Source organism: Halorubrum sp. Atlit-26R (genome assembly GCF_003666015.1).
GTDB lineage: Archaea > Halobacteriota > Halobacteria > Halobacteriales > Haloferacaceae > Halorubrum.
The window spans coordinates 233,975-249,629 of sequence record NZ_QPLT01000002.1; the positions used below are offsets into that span (position 1 = coordinate 233,975).

A 15,655-nucleotide genomic window follows, 5' to 3' on the forward strand; every position below is an offset into this window, starting at 1 on the left:
TCACCGAGTCCGCGACGACCCGGATCGACGCGACGCCTCCGGTCGACGGCGGCCCGCGAGACCCTCACTCCACGTCGGGGTACGGAACGGGACCGTCGAGGAGCGGGTCGTCGGTCGACTCCATCCACGCCTCCAGTTCGTCGCGGAGTCGGTCGAGGGCGTCGACGTGGGCCGAGTCCGGGTCGCTCGCCTCGGCCGCCGCCTCGAACGGCTTCCTGTCGGAGGCGAGGTTCTCGGACTCGCTCGGGTCGGCTTCGAGGTCGTACAGCTCCTCCGCCGGCCGCTGCGGGACGTGGAACTCCTCGTGGACCTCGCGGCCCGAGGCCGTCGGCGCGACGTCCATCGGGACGAACACCTTCGGGAGCAGCGAGAAGTTTCGCACGTACTTGTAGCGCTCCGTCCGGACCGCGCGGATCGGGTTGTACCGGTCGTGCCACGTCATCTCGGCGAAGAGCCGGTCGCGGCCGTCGTGGGGCTCCCCCCGGAGCAGCGGCGCGAACGACTCGCCGGAGGCGTCCGTCGGCGGGTCGACGCCGAGCAGGTCCAGCATCGTCGGCGTGAAGTCGACGTTGGTGACGAGCGACTCGTGGACGTCGCCCCCCTCGACGACGCCCGGCTGGTGGACGAGGAGCGCGGTCTCGATCCCGGGGTCGTAGCAGGTGCCCTTCGCGCGCGGGATCGCCAGCCCGTGGTCGGTCGTGAACACGAAGACCGTCTCCTCGGCCAGCCCGGCGTCGGCGAGGGACTCGCGGTACCGGCCCACCGCCGGGTCGAGCACCTCCGAGATGACCGACCGGAGGTCGGCGACGTCCTCGCGGACCCCGGGGGCGTCCGGGAGGTACGGGAAGTCGTCGAGCGGGATCGCCTCGGGGTCGTACGCGTCGTACGTCGACTCCGAGAGGTACTCCCGGCGGAACGGGCGGTGCGGCTCCTCGATACCGATCGAGACGAAGAAGGGGTCGTCGGCGTCCGCGCGCTCGGCGAAGAAGTCGTCGACGACGTCGACGAGTTCGAGCGCGCGCTTCGTCCCGCTGTCGACGTGCTCGTAGCCGAGCCGCTCGGGCTCGTCGGGCACCTCGTGCTGGAAGCCGAGCAGGGCCGTCTCGTACCCGGCCGCCCGGAGGCGCTTCGGGAGGGTCTCCCAGTCGTCGCCGAGTGACCAGCCCATGTGCGCGAGCCCCATGACGCCGTTCTCGTGGGGGTAGTGGCCGGTCATCATGCTGGACCGGCTGGGCGAACACTGCGGGGCCGAACAGAAGCTGTTCGCTAACCGCGCGCCGTCGGCCGCGATCCGGTCGATGTTCGGCGTGTCGACGTCGGCCCCGTAACAGCCGAGGTGCTGTCCGAGGTCGTGACAGTGTACGAGGACGAGATTCGGGCGGTCAGACGAGTCGGACGGGCGTTCGGCTCTGTCCGTCATACCCCCATCAACCCGGAATACACTCATAAATAACCGTGATCGCGTTCCGAGACCGCCGATTCTGATTAGTAACTATAGCGGTAATTAATAAGCAAATTTGAAGTAAGTGGGCCGACTGGGTTGGGACGACATGTCCGATGATCGATCCTGTACTACGCGGCGGAGCGTCCTGAAGACGACCGGCACCGCGTCGGTGCTCGGCAGCGTCGCGCTCGCCGGGTGTTCCGGTAACGGCGGCGACGGCGGAGACGGCGGCGACGGCTCCGACGGCTCCGACGGGAGCGACGGCGGCGACGGCGGGAGCGGGAACAGCCTCGAAATCACGGGCGTCTGGTCCGGCGGCGAGCAGGAGTCGTTCAGCAACGTGATGAGCTTCGTGGAGGAGGACACCGAGATGAGCATGGAGTACTTCCCGCGCGACACCGACAGCCTGCTCACCGGCACGCTCATGGACTACGAGTCCGGCGTGGCCTCCGCTGACATCGTCGTGATGCCCTCGCCGGCGCGGATCATCTCGGACGCCCAGAACGGCCACCTCGCGCCGGTCGGCGACGCGTGGGACGCGGAGAACTTCGCTGTCGACCCGTCGCGGGTGACCGTCGACGGCGACGTGTACGCCGCGCCGTTCAAGATGGACCTCAAGCCGGGCTTCTGGTACCGGCAGTCGTTCTTCGACGAGTACGGCCTCTCCGAGCCGGAGAGCTGGGACGAGTTCATGACGCTGCTCGACGACATCGCCGCGATCGAGGGCGTCGACGCGCCCATCGCCTCCGGGAACGGCACGGGCTGGCCCCTCAGCGACATCACCGAGGGCTTCTTCATGCGGCAGGAGGACGGCGCGTCGCTCCAGCAGGGGCTCATCGACGGCGACGCCTCCATGACGGACGACCGAGTCGCGACCGCGTTCGACGAGATCAAGATGCTCCACGACGAGGGGTACTTCAGCCAGACCCGCGACTTCGGCGTCCAGTACGAGTACTTCTGGGACAACAGCCTCCCGCTGTACTTCATGGGCTCGTTCACGCCCGCGCAGGACGCGGTCCAGGACCCGTCGGACCTCGGCGTGTTCCGCCTGCCCGGCGTCGACGGCATCTCCTCGTCGGTCAACTGGTTCACCGTGCCGACGTACTCGGACAACGTCGACGCGGCCCGCGACGCGCTGAGCTCGTTCGTCTCTGCCGAGGGCCAGCAGGTGTGGGTCGAGGAGGGGGGGTTCATCGCCTCCAACACGCAGGTCCCGGACGACGCCTACGAGATCGAGGTCATGGCGAACCTGCCCGACCTCGCCGCCGAGGTGACGGTCGTGCCGGACCTCGACGACGCGCTCGGGAACCCGTTCCAGGAGGAGTTCTGGTCGCAGCTCAAGGGCCTGTGGGCCTCGCCCGACACGCCGACCGAAGACATCGTCGGCGCGCTCGACGACGCCCACGAGGAGACCCTGAGTAACTGACGATGGAGTCGACGTCGACCGCGGACGACCGGAGCGACCGGCGCGGGTCGCTGGCGCGGATGTTCGACCCCGAGGAGCTGCGGCGGCGCAACCTCGTCTCGCTCGGGATGGACGTGCTCATCCTCGCGACGACCGGGCTCCTCGCCATCCTGTTCACCATGGGCACGTGGCCCGCGGTGATCGGCGCGGTCCCGATGATCGCGCTGCTGTACTTCGGGTGGGCCTCCTCGAAGGCCTTCTTCGTCGCGCAGGTGCTCGCGATCGGCGCGTCGCTGCTCGGCACCGTTACCGGCGTGCTGCCGTACTGAGGCGGTGGATCGCGGTTCTTTTTTAACTCGTCGCGGAGCGGAGGTTAACAGATATATCCGACGGCCGAGCGTACTCACCGCGTATGAAGTTCTGTGACGAGTGCGGGTCGATGATGCACACGGCGGGCGACGCGTGGGCGTGTCGCTCCTGCGAGAACGAGGCGCCGCGAGACTCAGGGGCGGAGGCGGCGATGGCGACCCGGGACGGACAGCGGGACGACGGGCCCCCCGCCGTGGCCGACGCGACCCGCGACGCCGCCGAGACGACGCGGGAGCCCTGTCCGGCGGCCGACTGCGACGGCGACCGGGCCACCTCCGAGATGCTGCCGAAGCCGGGCGGCTCCTACGAGGTTCGGCTGTTCACCTGCGTCGAGTGCGGCCACAAGTGGCGCGACTCCTGACGGGAGAAAACGGGCAACCTCTCGACGGAAAACGGACCGGCGACCGGGTCGGCTCAGTCGGCGACCGCGGCGACCATCCCCTGCTTGTAGTACCGCTGTAGGGTGACGAACAGGAGGATCGGGACGATCATCGTCAGCACCGAGCCGGCCGCGACGAGCGCCCAGTCGATCTGGAGGCGCCCCTTCATCAGCGGCAGCACCTGCGGCGCGAGCTGGTTCTCGCGGGACCGCATGAACACGAGGGGGAAGAAGAAGGAGTTCCACACCCACGTGAACTGGATGACCGCCACCGAGACGAGCGCCGGCGCGGAGTACGGTAACACGATCGACTTGAAGATCTGGTAGCGCGAGGCGCCGTCGATCCGCGCCGCCTCCTCCAGCTCCTCGGGGAGCCCGAGCAGGAAGTTCCGGAGGAACATGACGACCCAGCCCATCCCCCAGCCGATGTGGACCAAGATGAGGCCCATGTACGTGTCGAACAGGCCGGTGGTACGCAGCGTGTTGTAGTTGCCCATCGCCACTAACTCCGGCGGCGCGGCCATGACCACGATGAGCAGGAAGAACAGCCACTTCTTCAGCGGGAAGTCGAAGCGGGCGAACGGGTACGCGACCATCGTCCCGAGCAGCGTCACGGCGAGCACCGACGGGATCGTGACGATCGCGGTGTTGTACATCGCCTGCCGCATCGGGCCGGACTGGAACGTCCACGCGCGGGCGTAGTTCTCGAAGGTGACCGTCATCCCCTCCAGCGTCCACCAGCCCTGAATGATCTGGTCCAGCGGGCGGACGGAGGCCATGAACAGCCCCACGAGCGGGACGAGCCACAGCAGCGCGACGCCGATCGCGACCGCGTACCGCACCGCTCTGGGCGCGCTCGGGACGGCGGCGCGGGCGCGTTCGAGGAGGCCTCTGTCGGAGAGCGGCGCGGTCTCCGGCGGCTCGTGGTACACGCGCCCGCCGTCGGTCTTCGGATCGCCGTCGGAGCCGGTCCCCCGCCCGCCGTCGGTCGGATCGTCGCTGCGGTGCGTGTCGGTCGAGCCGTCTGGGTTGTGTGTGTCAGTCATTGTCGGTTAGTCCATGGACGCGATGTACCACGCCATCGGGAGCGCGATCACCAGCTCGATGAGCGCGACGACCATCGCCTTGCTGTACTCGATCGGGACCGAGAACGCGGCCTGGTACACCTCCAGGCCGAGGACGGAGAACGCCCCGCCCGGGCCGCCGGACGGCCCCCCGGCCGCGTAGACGATGGCGAAGATCCGGATCACCCAGATCATGCTCATGATCACGACGACCGCCGTCACGGGCTTGACGAGCGGCCAGATGATGTCCTTGAACCGGCGGAACCGCCCCGCGCCGTCGACGCGGGCGGACTCCAGCAGCGCGGGGTCGATCCCGGCGAGCGCGGAGCTGTACAGCAGCATGCTGAACCCGGTCTGGACCCAGACGCCGCCGGCGATGAGCGCGTAGATCGCGATCTGCGGCTCCTGCGTCCAGTTGCGGACCTGCCCTTCGAGCCCGATCACCCGGAGCAGCTCGTTGAAGATCCCCGCCTGCGGGTCGTAGACGAACAGCAGCACGAGCCCGATGACGACGGTGGGCGTCGTGAACGCCAGGAACACCATCGACCGGAGGACGCTCCGGCCGCGCAGGTCGGCGAACAGCAGCGCGAGACCGAGCCCGAGGAAGGTGCTGAGCGGGACGTGGACCACCATCCAGATGATGTTCTGCGGGAGCGCCCCCATCGGGTACTCCAGGGCGAGGAGGTTGTCCCAGTTGATGATCGCGTCGTCGTTGAGCGTCGCGATCCACGTCTCGAACCCGGCGAACTGCCCGATCGTGAACCCGTCCCAGGTGAAGAAGCTCCCGACCGCCGAGTACAGCATCGGCCCGACCGAGAAGATGCCGAACAGCGTGAGGCCGGGGAGCATGAAGACGAGGATCGCCGTGAGCTTCTCCCCGTCCACGTCGCGGTCGAGCCGATCCTCGAGGTACGATTCGACGGACATGGTATCAGGCCACCAGCTCCCCGTCCCCGTCGTAGAGGTACGCGTCGGTCGGGTCGAACGTGAGGTGGATCGGGTCGCCCGCGGTCGCGTCGGTGTGCGGGACCTTGACGTTCACCACGGAGCCGCCGACCTCGACGTTGACCAGCACGTACTCCCCGAGCGGTTCGACCGTCTTCACCGTGCCGGGCACGGTCCAGTCCGTGTCGGGCGCCTCGGTCGACACGTCGATGTCCTCGGGACGGACCCCGACCGAGACGGTCTGCGACGACGTCTCCGCCGGCATCGGGAGCGCGTTGCCCTCGGCGAGCCGGACGCGACCGTCGCGGTTCTCGCCCTCGAAGAGGTTCATCGGCGGCGACCCGATGAACTTCGCGACCCACGTGGTCCGGGGCCGCTCGTACAGCTCCTCGGGGTCGGCGACCTGCCGGATCGTCCCGTCGTTCAGCACGACGATCTTGTCGCCCATGCTCATCGCCTCCTCCTGGTTGTGCGTGACGTAGACGGTCGTGATCCCGAGCTCGTTCTGGATCCGCTTGAGCTCGGAGCGCATCTCCAGGCGGAGCTTCGCGTCGAGGTTACTGAGCGGCTCGTCGAGGAGGAACACCGACGGCTCGCGGACGATCGCCCGCGCGAGCGAGGTCCGCTGGCGCTGCCCCCCGGAGATCTCTCCCGGGTCGCTCCCCATCTGGTCTTCGATGTGAAGCAGGTCCGCGACCTGCGCGACCCGCTCGTCGCGTTCCTCCGGCGGGACCCCCCTGACCTTCAGCGGGTACTCGATGTTCTCCCGGACGGTCATGTGGGGGTACAGCGCGTAGTTCTGGAACACCATCGCGACGTTGCGATCGGCGGGCGGCGTCCCGTCGACCCGGTCGTCGTCGAAGTATATCTCCCCCTCGGAGGGGTCCTCCAGCCCCGCGATCATCCGGAGCGCGGTCGTCTTGCCGCAGCCGGACGGCCCGAGGAACACCACGAACTCACCGTCGTCAACCTCCATGTCCAGCTCGTAGTTGGCGACCGTGTCACCCCCGTCGAAGTACTTGCTTACCGATCGCATGCTAATGCGGGTCATCAACTACCCGCCCGTAGTCATTTATTACACTTATAATTAATCATAGACCATGGATAAGAGGACGTCCGGAGCTGTGGGTTATCCGTTCTCTTCCCGGACAATTCAATAATTACTTAGCAATCCTTTCACTACGTGGGGGAGATGAGTTCCGGCCTCTTCGATTACACCGATTTTCCGCAGATCTCCGGTGAGCTCTTTCGGACCGTCCAGCGTCGGGACCTCTACGACGACGACAAGCGGTTCGTCGACGCCGAGCCGCGCGTCTCCCCGGATCTCGTGTTCGAGCGGTACCTGTCCGGACGCGACCGCCCCGACTTCGACTTAGAGTCGTTCGTCGAGGCCCACTTCCGGCTACCGGAACCGGTCGCGGCGTCGCCGGACCTTGCCGCGTCGCGGTCGATGGAGGACCACGTCTCCTCGCTGTGGGGGACGTTGACCCGAACGTTCGAGGACGCCGGCCCGGCGGGATCGACGCTCGTTCCCCTCCCGAACCCGCACGTGGTCCCGGGCGGCCGCTTCCGCGAGATGTACTACTGGGACAGCTACTTCACCGCCGAGGGGCTGGCGGCGGCCGACCGAACCGACCTGATCGCCGGGATGGTCGGGAACATCGCGTCGCTTCTGGACCGCTTCGGCTTCGTCCCGCTGGGGAACCGGGCGTACTACGACAGTCGGTCGCAGGTCCCGCTGTTCTACCGGATGCTCCGCGTGCTGGAGCGCGCCGAGGGGTTCGACGCGGTCGCTCCCCACGTGGAGGCGCTCCGGACGGAACACGAGTTCTGGATGAACGGGTCCGGTCGGGTCGCCGAGGCGGAGGGTCCGGCGGCCCACCGCCGCGCCGTCGGGCTCGCGGACGGGACGGTCCTCAACCGCTACTGGGACGACCGCGCCCGCCCGCGGCCGGAGTCGTACCACGAGGACCGGCGGCTCGCCGAGCGCGTCCCCGTCGACGACCGCCCCGAGTTGTTCCGCGACGTCCGGGCCGCCTGCGAGTCCGGGTGGGACTTCAGCTCCCGGTGGCTCGCGGGCGACGACCTCACCACCATCCGGACGACGGAGCTGGTGCCGGTCGATCTCAACGCCGTTCTCTTCGGCATGGAGTCCGCCCTCGCGGAGTGGCTCCCCCGGGTCGGACGGAGCGAGGCCGGCGAGCGGTACGCCGACCTGGCCGCCGACCGCCGCGAGGCGATCAACCGGTACTGCTGGGACCCGGACGCCGAGTTCTACGTCGACCACTCGTGGGTCGACGACCGCCGATCGGACCGCCTCACGCTCGCCGGCGTCGCGCCGCTTTTCACCGGCGCCGCGACCGACGACCGTGCGGCCGCGGTCGCCGATCGGCTCCGTCGCGACTTCCTCCGCCCCGGCGGACTGGTGACGACGCTGGAGGCGACCGGCGAGCAGTGGGACGCGCCGAGCGGCTGGGCCCCCCTCCACTGGATGGCGGTCACCGGGCTGCGCCGGTACGGCCACGACGACTTGGCCGACGAGATCGCGAGCCGCTGGGTCGACCTCGCGCGGAGCTCCTTCGAGGAGACCGGCCGCATGGCGGAGAAGTACGACGTCCGCACGGAGGGTGAAACGGCCGATCTGGGCGAGTACGACCCCCAGTACGGGTTCGGCTGGACGAACGGCGTCGTCACCGCGCTGTCGGCGCGGGAGTAGGCCTCCGCCGGGCACGCTGACTCGCCGCGGCGCAGTTCTGAACGCTTATCCCCGACGACCGACTTCGATCGGGTATGAGCGACGACGACGCCGTCGATGTCGAGTCCCCCGACGACGCCGAGGGCGACGCGGCGAGAGCGAACGGCACGGCGGAGGCGGCCGCCGAGGGAGCGAGCGGCGAGTCGGGCGGCAACGAATCGGGTGACGGGGAGTCGAGCAGAGACGCCCCCGGCGCCCGCCGCGACGGCGAGGCGATCGCCGCGGCCGTCGCCGAACACGACGAGGCGCTCGCGCGGGAGGTCGCGGCCTTAGAGGCGGACCTCGCCGAGACCCGCGAGGCGCTCCGCGAGCGCGACGAGGAGGTCGAGGAGCTGACGAGCAAGCTCGCCCGCGTGAAGGCGGACTTCAGCAACTACAAGGAGCGCGCGAAGCGGAAGCAGGAGGACATCCGCGAGCGCGCCTCCGAGGCGCTCGTCGAGCGGCTCACCCCCGTTCGCAACGATCTCCTGCGCGCGCTCGACCAGGACGAGGGGAGCGACCTCCGGCCCGGCGTCGAGTCGACGTTAGAGAAGTTCGACGACGTGCTCGCCGAGGAGGGCGTCGAGGCGATCGACCCCGAGCCGGGCGAGGAGGTCGACCCCGCGCGCCACCAGGTGATGCTCCGCGTCGACAGCGACCGCCTCGAGGGCACGATTCACGAGGTGTACGAGCCCGGCTACGAGATGGGCGACCGCGTGCTGAGCGAGGCGAAGGTGACCGTCAGCACCGGCGAGGGTGAGTAGCGCGGTACAGGGGCCCGCGCGCCGAGTGAGGGCGTCGCGGGACCGCTTTCACGACCGAACGGCGGCCTCGTAGGCGTCGATCAGTTCGTCGAGGCCGGCGTCCGGTTCGGCGGTGTGGGGCACCGACAGCGGCGAGACCGACACCTCGCCGTCGACGACGGCCCGCCGGTCGGTCCCGACCGGGTCGGGCACGTCGCCGTCGTTCATCAGGCCCCAGATCGGGTCGGAAAAGCCCACGCGGCCGTCGCCGTTCCGCTCCGCGCGCATCCCGTACCACGTCGAGGGCGTCGTGACCCGGAGCGGCGCCCGGTCCGCGTCCGCGATGGGCGCGTTGACGTTGAGGTAGTCCGCGCGGTCGAACACGCCGGCGTCGGCCGCCTCGTCGAAGAGGAACCGCGTCGCGCGGACCGCGTGCGCGAAGTCTTCGCGCTCGAACTCCCGTTTCCACCAGTCGTCGCCGCCGGGCACGTACATCGAGGTCGCCACCGCGGGCACGCCGAAGAACGCCGCCTCGACCGCCGCGGAGACGGTCCCCGACCGACCGAGCGTGTATGCGCCGAGGTTCGCCCCCTCGTTACAGCCGGCGACGACCGCGTCGGCGTCCGTGACGAGCTCGTCGAGCCCCGCGACGACGCAGTCCACGGGGGTGCCGTCTACCACGTACCCCAGCTCGTGGTCGTCGACCGCGACGTCCGCGGAGAGGCGGCGGCCGACCGAGGACTGGTCGTCGGCCGGCGCGACGACCGTCACCTCGTACTCGTCCGCGAGCGCGTCGTACAACGCGCGTACCCCCGCGGCGTCGACGCCGTCGTCGTTGGTCAGCAGGATCCGGTCGACGCTCATACCCGGATCACGGGCGAGTCGGGCAAAAGTCCACCGTCGGTCGGCGGCACGACGGCACCGAAGCGGCCGGAGGCGCGCCCGCACCGAGGCGGCCGCGGACGCCGGACCGAACGGAAAAGCACACGTATCGCCGGACCGACGCGTCGGTATGGGATTCGGGGACACCGCCAAGAAGATCCAGACGCTCGCCGACCGCGCGGAGCGCACCTACAAGAAGATCAGCGAGCTGCGCGACGAGGTCGACGAGACGCAGGAGACGGTGATAGACACCTCCGAGCGCGTGAAGACGCTCGAAAACGAGATGGCCGAACAGCGGGCCGTCCTCGACGCGGTCGCCGAGGAGGTCGGAGTCGACTTGGAGCGCGTGAGCACCGAGGCGCACATCACCGACGCCGAGGAGTCGGCGGCCGCCGAGGACGCCGAGGACGATTCGGACGCCGCCGACGACGCGGACGCCGACCCGGTCGCGACCGCCGACCCCGATGCGAGCGACGAGGACGCCGCTTAATCGTTGCTCGGGGCCGCCTCGGCCTGTGAGACGACCTCCGCGGGCACGCCCGCGACGGTCGCGCCCGGCGGCACGTCCTCCGCGACGAGCGAGTTCGCGGCGACGCGCGCCCCCTCGCCGACGGTGACGCCGGGAAGGACTATGGCACCCGCGCCGATCATCGCCTGATCCTCGACGACGACGTCGCCGAGCCGGTACTCCTCGTGGAGGAATTCGTGGCAGAGTAGGGTGGCGTCGTACCCGATTATCGCGTCGTCGCCGACGGCGATCCGCTCGGGCCAGAACACGTCCGGCGTCGACTCCAGTCCCCACGCGACGCCGGTCCCGACCGTGACGCCGATCCGCCGCAGCAGCCAGTTCTTCAGTCGGAGGCTCGGACAGATCCGCGCGAGGACGATCACGACGTAGTTGCGGACCACCGCGAGCGGCGACTTCGCGTCCGGCCACGACCACAGGGAGTTCCGCACGCCGCTGGTCGGGTGACGTTCCAGTCGGCCACGTCGATCCGCCGATCCTCCGTCTCCGTTCGTTCCCTCGTCTCTCACGGACCTCGATTGACGGGGCAGGGATATAAGGGTCGCTCAACTTCGTCTGAGTCCGGCCGAGATTTGACCTTTGAAAATGGTTCCGCCGGATGCGTTATTCAGTCGAAATTGCGGGCATGTCTGGCTTCGTGACATTCTCGACACAATGTACGCAAGTTTCGTGAGGTATCGGAGCCGTCCCGCGACGACGGAAGAACGTGGTCGGCGTGCAATTCCGTGCTGCCGTTCGGTCCACCTTCAGCACCACAGTTCACACAGGTATACTCGTCACGTTCGTACACCTGTTTGCGAAGCCGATCCCAACGACCGGACTTTCGTTGGCGTTTGGAACTGGGATCCTCTGGGATCGGCTTCGTCCCAGCGATATGTGGAAATACTTGTGCCGGTGTGTACACCCTGGATGCTCGGAGGTAGACCGCTCGTCTATCCGGGTTTAATAAAAACCGGAGTTTGTGGAGGTTCTCAGTGGCTTCTCGAAAGAGTATCTGGAGACGAGTAGGGACATGCCAGACGTGTCTTTTCCTCCAGAAACCCCAAAGGAGGATCCGAATCAGATACTGTATCGGAAAAGCGACTAATAAATAGATCGGCCAGAAAACTGCGTGTGTTAGTAACGTACTCGTATCCGAACCACGCTTGAGGTCCTCGTATTCGTATGCTCCCGGGCGATCCGTCGATGCTGCCGTAACCGAGATACCCTCAATCGAGAATGACCCGTCCGTTTGCCGTTCGTTCGGGGCCGACGAGGACTCGCTACGCGGACCATTCGACTCCATGTCGTCCGAATCATTTTTGCGAGTCATTATTCGTGTTGACACGGCAGACTCGTTTCGTCGTCGAGTTCGAGGATTCCCTTTCTTTCTGGACGTATACCGTATCGACGTGTTTCGGATGGCGTGTATCTCGTATCCATACTCTATAGAGATGTGTAGCGGCTGTTAATTATATCGGGGTGGAGAGTCCCTATTGTACTAACATATTTGATTATTATATACGTATTCTACTTCGCATATGTATGTTTTCCGAAGGATACGGTCGGCGAGTTAATGTAAGTCCAATTATGAATTGCTCCAAGCAAGCGTTTTGTCAAGACGGTATCTATCATTATCGGCGTCCTCGGTGCCAATTCGTTCGCTCCCGCGAAGACGGGATCTGCTCACAGCGGAAGCACGGGTCGTGGACCGAGGAGCTATGGACGAGGACGCTCAGCAACGCTACTGTGGTCTCATGACACGATTCTTCGTGTCACTACAGATGTGATTTCGGAGAGTGTCGATCCGTACCGGATCGACACTCTCCGAGACTGGTGTGTATACCGCGTACCGCAATCTCTCCGTACCACCGCGACCGCGTTTCCTCTTCAGCCGAGGCACGAAGTAGCCAAAATCGCGTTTCTTTTATACATTGTGAAATTATTACGTTATCTGACAAATTGGATAAGTAATGAATTAATCAAAATCTCCGTTTTGAACCAGCTTCAGTCGTGCGTTTTCTTCATTTCAATTGATCACTGACGCGAAGCACAGCTATTTATATTCTCAGAATAGTATCAAGTCGTATGTCTAGCCGTTATAAGCCAGTCGGTATTGATCTCGGGACGACTCGATCCGCCCTCGCTACCGTGATCAACGAGGAGCCGGAACTAGTCGAAAACATGGAGGGGGAGTATCTTACCCCGAGCGTCGTCCAGATCGATGAAAGTACGGAGGCGATCGTTGGAAGCGAAGCAGCGAACTCGGCAGCACAGTACCCCGAGAGAACCGTGCGAGAAATAAAGCGAAAGATGGGTGACCAGGAGCCTCTTCGCATAGATGGCGAAGAATACCTACCGGAAGAGATCTCAGCACTTACCCTGAAAAAAGTGGTTAACGACGCTGAAGCACGGCTTGATAGAACGATATCGAACGCGGTTATCACCGTTCCAGCATACTTCGGAGAAGCCGAACGGTCAGCAACGAAATCTGCGGGGGATATCGCGGGTCTCGAAATAGACCGCCTCCTCCCCGAGCCGAGTGCGGCCTGTCTCGCATACGGATATCAGAAGGGAAAACTCGGCGAGGGTGGAGACGAGTTGGTCTTCGTTTACGATCTCGGCGGAGGGACGTTCGACGCATCGCTTGTCGAGGTCGATTACGACATCAATTTCTATGAAACAAAGCAGACGGACGGGATAAACTCTCTCGGAGGAAAAGACTGGACCGAAACGATAGCGGACTGGATCACACACAAGGCCGAAAACGAGTCCGATCAGGATCCGACCGAAAGCCCAGAAGTAATGGAACGGATCAATAAGGCAGCTAGGGAGGCAAAACACACCCTCTCCTCAAAATCGGAGACAAAGATCAGTATTCCGTTCCTCCTTGAGGGCTACAATTTCGAAGCGGAGCTGGCACGAGAAGAGTTCAATGAGATGTCGAAAGAGCTGATAGAAAGAACCCGAGAGCCGATGGACAGGCTATTTGAAACTTCGGAGTACGATCCGGAGGAAGTAGATACGGTTCTGCTGATCGGTGGGTCCTCTCGAATGAAACAGGTTCACGAGTTCGTTGAGAACTATTTCGGACAAGCGCCTTCACAAGAGATCAGCCCGGACAGATCCGTCGCCCGTGGTGCCGCCATTCAAGCTGGTATACTCGCGGACGAAGTTGATGTCGGTGTGGCTGAAAACGGAGAAACCGGCGTTGGTGCCGCGGACATCATTGACGTCGTTCCCAAAACGTTGGGTGTCGAATTAAATGACGGCCGCATGTCTCCCGTCATCGAAACGAACGAAGCCATGCCCGTAGAGACGCGTAAAGAACAGTATTCCACGATCAGGGACGACCAAACGACCGTTCGTTTCCCGATCAGGGAGGGCGAATCAGAGATGGCCGAAGACAACGATCTGATCGGAGATGTCGTTTTAGGTAAAAACAAGCCGATTCCACCACGTGACCCGTCTGAAACATCGCTTGCGGTCACGTTTATATTTGACAAGGACGGGACGCTGGAAGTCGAAGCGGAGGATCTACTATCCGGGAACAGTATCGACGCTGTTTTTGAAGGTGTGGGTCGCCATAGCGAGAGTAATGTAGAAGAGATGCGGTCAACGTTGCCGACGGTTAAGGACTGAATCAGACACACATCAATGCAGAGTTACGATTTCGATCCGGAAGCGACCGGATTCTACACACGATTAGGTATTCCCGAATCGGCGGACGAGAGCGTGATCAACAAGGCGGGTAAACTCGCTTTCAAACGGTATGCGGAGGGTGACAGAGACAAGTTCCTGCCGATACGTGAAGCGAGAGAGGCACTTAGCCACGTGGAAACGAGGGAAGCATATGACCGGTTCTCCGAATCGTTCGAGGATGAGGTTGCTGTAGAATTATATAACAAGTGGGATAGTAGAGGAGCGGACCCAGCCGCCGTCACTAAGCTGGTACGGCAACACGATGGCGAGTCTACAGATGACGTTATTATCGAGGAGGAGTCCCCTTGGGAGCACCTTGAGATAGAGGACCCGACGATCTCGTGGGCCGATGGAAAACCGATGGCATCCATGTACGTGAGTCTCTGGACAAAGAAAGGAAAACGCCTCTATTTCAACAACGTATATCCTGAGGAGAGCATCTACTTGGATCTCGAAACCGGTACGTTCTATACGAATGATTATATTATCATTGAAGATATCGAATATAATATTATTAGTGAGGACGAACTCTATCTAGACACGGGAGACGTACAACTGAAGGTTTCCTTGTCGGGTGAAGCAGAAAAACCCACACTTGAAAGCGATCTGGTAGTAAACGAACCGACGGTTAGTAACACGACAGGTGTGGGATCCGCGAACGTCGAGCTGTGGGAGAACGACGACAAGATGCGGCTGTATATTAACGACTTCTACCCGGATGGAGATATATTTCTAAACCTACATACTGGGTCCGTGATATCTCAGGAAACGTATAGTCCTGCTGACGACATATTTTATCACATTGAGAACGACGGAAGGCGACTACGAATGTCATACGACGACTCTCGCCAGGTCGTGGTTGACCTCGCTAACTCCGAAGCAGAGCCGGCATATTTCGAAATTAGCAGGGTGAAACTAAACGGAGAGAAGGTGAGTCCGGGGCAAGACGTGGAGTTTGTTGCTAGTATCGTGAATACTGGTGAGCTCTCCGGTCAGCAGAACGTCGTTCTCGAAAACGAGCACGGAGTCGCCACACGGGACTCACATGAACTCAGCGGAGGAGCGGCACGGAAGATCAGATTCGCTAACACCGTTCCCGAAGGGGCCGGTCCCGGTAGACAAAAGTATTATATAAAAACGGATGACGACGAGGCGAGCGTATCGTTTGAAATAGCCGATCCGGAGGAGGACGAGAATAAAGACGAAGACGAGAATAAAGACGAAGACGAGAATAAAGACGAAGACGATGAGTCCGTGAAGCCGTTAAACGTCATTCTATTACTTATCAGCATAGTCGGGTTGATATATGGGGTACTCACGACTGACACGACCGTTATCGCGGGTAGTGTTCTCCTCTTCGTGTTCGCAACGCTCACAGGGTGAGTAGCCTTTAGGATACGGGGACTTCTCATCCACATTTTCAGATCGTGTCCCCAATACTACTCGCGCGCGTTTCTGGAATGCCTCGTGTTTCGGTGTGCGA

Annotated in this window: 15 protein-coding genes; 8 read left to right on the forward strand and 7 right to left on the reverse strand. The window is 63.8% G+C overall.

Annotation, left to right across the window (positions count from 1 at the left end):
• Positions 1-64 precede the first annotated feature (64 nt).
• Positions 65-1,420, reverse strand: a complete 1,356-nt coding sequence (locus DVK07_RS03590) for a sulfatase (protein WP_121595775.1) — start codon at positions 1,418-1,420, stop codon at positions 65-67.
• Positions 1,421-1,613: 193 nt separating this feature from the next.
• On the opposite strand from DVK07_RS03590, the gene DVK07_RS03595 reads away from it, so the two are divergent.
• The 3 genes from DVK07_RS03595 to DVK07_RS03605 all read left to right on the forward strand — a co-directional run bounded on the left by DVK07_RS03595 (position 1,614) and on the right by DVK07_RS03605 (position 3,579).
• Positions 1,614-2,870 (forward strand): ABC transporter substrate-binding protein, encoded by a 1,257-nt coding sequence (locus DVK07_RS03595; RefSeq protein WP_121595920.1) that lies wholly within the window; start codon positions 1,614-1,616, stop codon positions 2,868-2,870.
• Between the two features lie 2 nt (positions 2,871-2,872).
• Positions 2,873-3,178 carry a hypothetical protein gene (locus tag DVK07_RS03600; RefSeq protein WP_121595776.1) on the forward strand — a complete coding sequence of 102 codons (306 nt, stop codon included), beginning with the start codon at positions 2,873-2,875 and terminating at the stop codon, positions 3,176-3,178.
• An 83-nt stretch (positions 3,179-3,261) separates the two neighbouring features.
• Positions 3,262-3,579, forward strand: coding sequence for an RPA12/RPB9/RPC11 RNA polymerase family protein (locus DVK07_RS03605; protein ID WP_121595777.1), 318 nt, complete (start codon positions 3,262-3,264; stop codon positions 3,577-3,579).
• Positions 3,580-3,632: 53 nt separating this feature from the next.
• Here the strand turns inward: DVK07_RS03605 and DVK07_RS03610 are convergent, their stop codons facing one another.
• Genes DVK07_RS03610 through DVK07_RS03620 form a run of 3 tightly spaced genes read right to left on the reverse strand, consistent with a single transcriptional unit; the run spans position 3,633 to position 6,642 of the window.
• Positions 3,633-4,643 carry a carbohydrate ABC transporter permease gene (locus DVK07_RS03610; protein ID WP_086220456.1) on the reverse strand — a complete coding sequence of 337 codons (1,011 nt, stop codon included), beginning with the start codon at positions 4,641-4,643 and terminating at the stop codon, positions 3,633-3,635.
• 6 nt (positions 4,644-4,649) lie between these two features.
• Positions 4,650-5,588 carry a carbohydrate ABC transporter permease gene (locus DVK07_RS03615; protein WP_121595778.1) on the reverse strand — a complete coding sequence of 313 codons (939 nt, stop codon included), beginning with the start codon at positions 5,586-5,588 and terminating at the stop codon, positions 4,650-4,652.
• Positions 5,589-5,592: 4 nt separating this feature from the next.
• Positions 5,593-6,642 carry an ABC transporter ATP-binding protein gene (locus tag DVK07_RS03620; RefSeq protein ID WP_121595779.1) on the reverse strand — a complete coding sequence of 350 codons (1,050 nt, stop codon included), beginning with the start codon at positions 6,640-6,642 and terminating at the stop codon, positions 5,593-5,595.
• Between the two features lie 156 nt (positions 6,643-6,798).
• Here DVK07_RS03620 and DVK07_RS03625 point away from each other — a divergent pair, with 156 nt between their 5' ends.
• Together DVK07_RS03625 and DVK07_RS03630 are read left to right on the forward strand one after the other, a co-directional pair.
• Positions 6,799-8,322, forward strand: a complete 1,524-nt coding sequence (locus DVK07_RS03625; protein WP_121595780.1) for a trehalase family glycosidase — start codon at positions 6,799-6,801, stop codon at positions 8,320-8,322.
• A gap of 74 nt (positions 8,323-8,396) precedes the next feature.
• Positions 8,397-9,104 carry a nucleotide exchange factor GrpE gene (locus tag DVK07_RS03630; RefSeq protein WP_121595781.1) on the forward strand — a complete coding sequence of 236 codons (708 nt, stop codon included), beginning with the start codon at positions 8,397-8,399 and terminating at the stop codon, positions 9,102-9,104.
• Between the two features lie 48 nt (positions 9,105-9,152).
• On the opposite strand, the gene surE is transcribed toward DVK07_RS03630, so the two are convergent.
• Complete coding sequence (gene surE / locus DVK07_RS03635; RefSeq protein WP_121595782.1) at positions 9,153-9,947, reverse strand: 5'/3'-nucleotidase SurE; 795 nt, start codon at positions 9,945-9,947, stop codon at positions 9,153-9,155.
• A 148-nt stretch (positions 9,948-10,095) separates the two neighbouring features.
• Between surE and DVK07_RS03640 the strand changes: the two genes are divergently transcribed.
• On the forward strand, positions 10,096-10,455 hold the full coding sequence (locus tag DVK07_RS03640; RefSeq protein WP_121595783.1) for a DUF5798 family protein: 360 nt from the start codon (positions 10,096-10,098) through the stop codon (positions 10,453-10,455).
• Here the strand turns inward: DVK07_RS03640 and DVK07_RS03645 are convergent.
• Together DVK07_RS03645 and DVK07_RS24310 are read right to left on the reverse strand one after the other, a co-directional pair.
• The gene (locus DVK07_RS03645; protein ID WP_121595784.1) at positions 10,452-11,000 is read right to left on the reverse strand and encodes a DapH/DapD/GlmU-related protein; all 549 of its coding nucleotides are present in this window, start codon (positions 10,998-11,000) and stop codon (positions 10,452-10,454) included. The genes DVK07_RS03640 and DVK07_RS03645 overlap by 4 nt on opposite strands.
• A gap of 98 nt (positions 11,001-11,098) precedes the next feature.
• Positions 11,099-11,803, reverse strand: coding sequence for an HNH endonuclease (locus DVK07_RS24310; protein WP_121595785.1), 705 nt, complete (start codon positions 11,801-11,803; stop codon positions 11,099-11,101).
• 755 nt (positions 11,804-12,558) lie between these two features.
• Between DVK07_RS24310 and DVK07_RS03655 the strand changes: the two genes are divergently transcribed.
• Together DVK07_RS03655 and DVK07_RS03660 are read left to right on the forward strand one after the other, a co-directional pair.
• Positions 12,559-14,112, forward strand: a complete 1,554-nt coding sequence (locus DVK07_RS03655) for an Hsp70 family protein (protein WP_121595786.1) — start codon at positions 12,559-12,561, stop codon at positions 14,110-14,112.
• A 15-nt stretch (positions 14,113-14,127) separates the two neighbouring features.
• The gene (locus DVK07_RS03660; protein WP_121595787.1) at positions 14,128-15,555 is read left to right on the forward strand and encodes a hypothetical protein; all 1,428 of its coding nucleotides are present in this window, start codon (positions 14,128-14,130) and stop codon (positions 15,553-15,555) included.
• The last annotated feature ends 100 nt before the right edge of the window (positions 15,556-15,655 follow it).

Coding starts and splice junctions, on each gene's coding strand:
- DVK07_RS03590 (WP_121595775.1), bottom strand. CDS start 1,420: ATGACGGACAGAGCCGAACGCCCGTCCGACTCGTCTGACCGCCCGAAT.
- DVK07_RS03600 (WP_121595776.1), top strand. CDS start 2,873: ATGGAGTCGACGTCGACCGCGGACGACCGGAGCGACCGGCGCGGGTCG.
- DVK07_RS03605 (WP_121595777.1), top strand. CDS start 3,262: ATGAAGTTCTGTGACGAGTGCGGGTCGATGATGCACACGGCGGGCGAC.
- DVK07_RS03610 (WP_086220456.1), bottom strand. CDS start 4,643: ATGACTGACACACACAACCCAGACGGCTCGACCGACACGCACCGCAGC.
- DVK07_RS03615 (WP_121595778.1), bottom strand. CDS start 5,588: ATGTCCGTCGAATCGTACCTCGAGGATCGGCTCGACCGCGACGTGGAC.
- DVK07_RS03620 (WP_121595779.1), bottom strand. CDS start 6,642: ATGCGATCGGTAAGCAAGTACTTCGACGGGGGTGACACGGTCGCCAAC.
- DVK07_RS03625 (WP_121595780.1), top strand. CDS start 6,799: ATGAGTTCCGGCCTCTTCGATTACACCGATTTTCCGCAGATCTCCGGT.
- DVK07_RS03630 (WP_121595781.1), top strand. CDS start 8,397: ATGAGCGACGACGACGCCGTCGATGTCGAGTCCCCCGACGACGCCGAG.
- surE (WP_121595782.1), bottom strand. CDS start 9,947: ATGAGCGTCGACCGGATCCTGCTGACCAACGACGACGGCGTCGACGCC.
- DVK07_RS03640 (WP_121595783.1), top strand. CDS start 10,096: ATGGGATTCGGGGACACCGCCAAGAAGATCCAGACGCTCGCCGACCGC.
- DVK07_RS24310 (WP_121595785.1), bottom strand. CDS start 11,803: ATGACTCGCAAAAATGATTCGGACGACATGGAGTCGAATGGTCCGCGT.
- DVK07_RS03655 (WP_121595786.1), top strand. CDS start 12,559: ATGTCTAGCCGTTATAAGCCAGTCGGTATTGATCTCGGGACGACTCGA.
- DVK07_RS03660 (WP_121595787.1), top strand. CDS start 14,128: ATGCAGAGTTACGATTTCGATCCGGAAGCGACCGGATTCTACACACGA.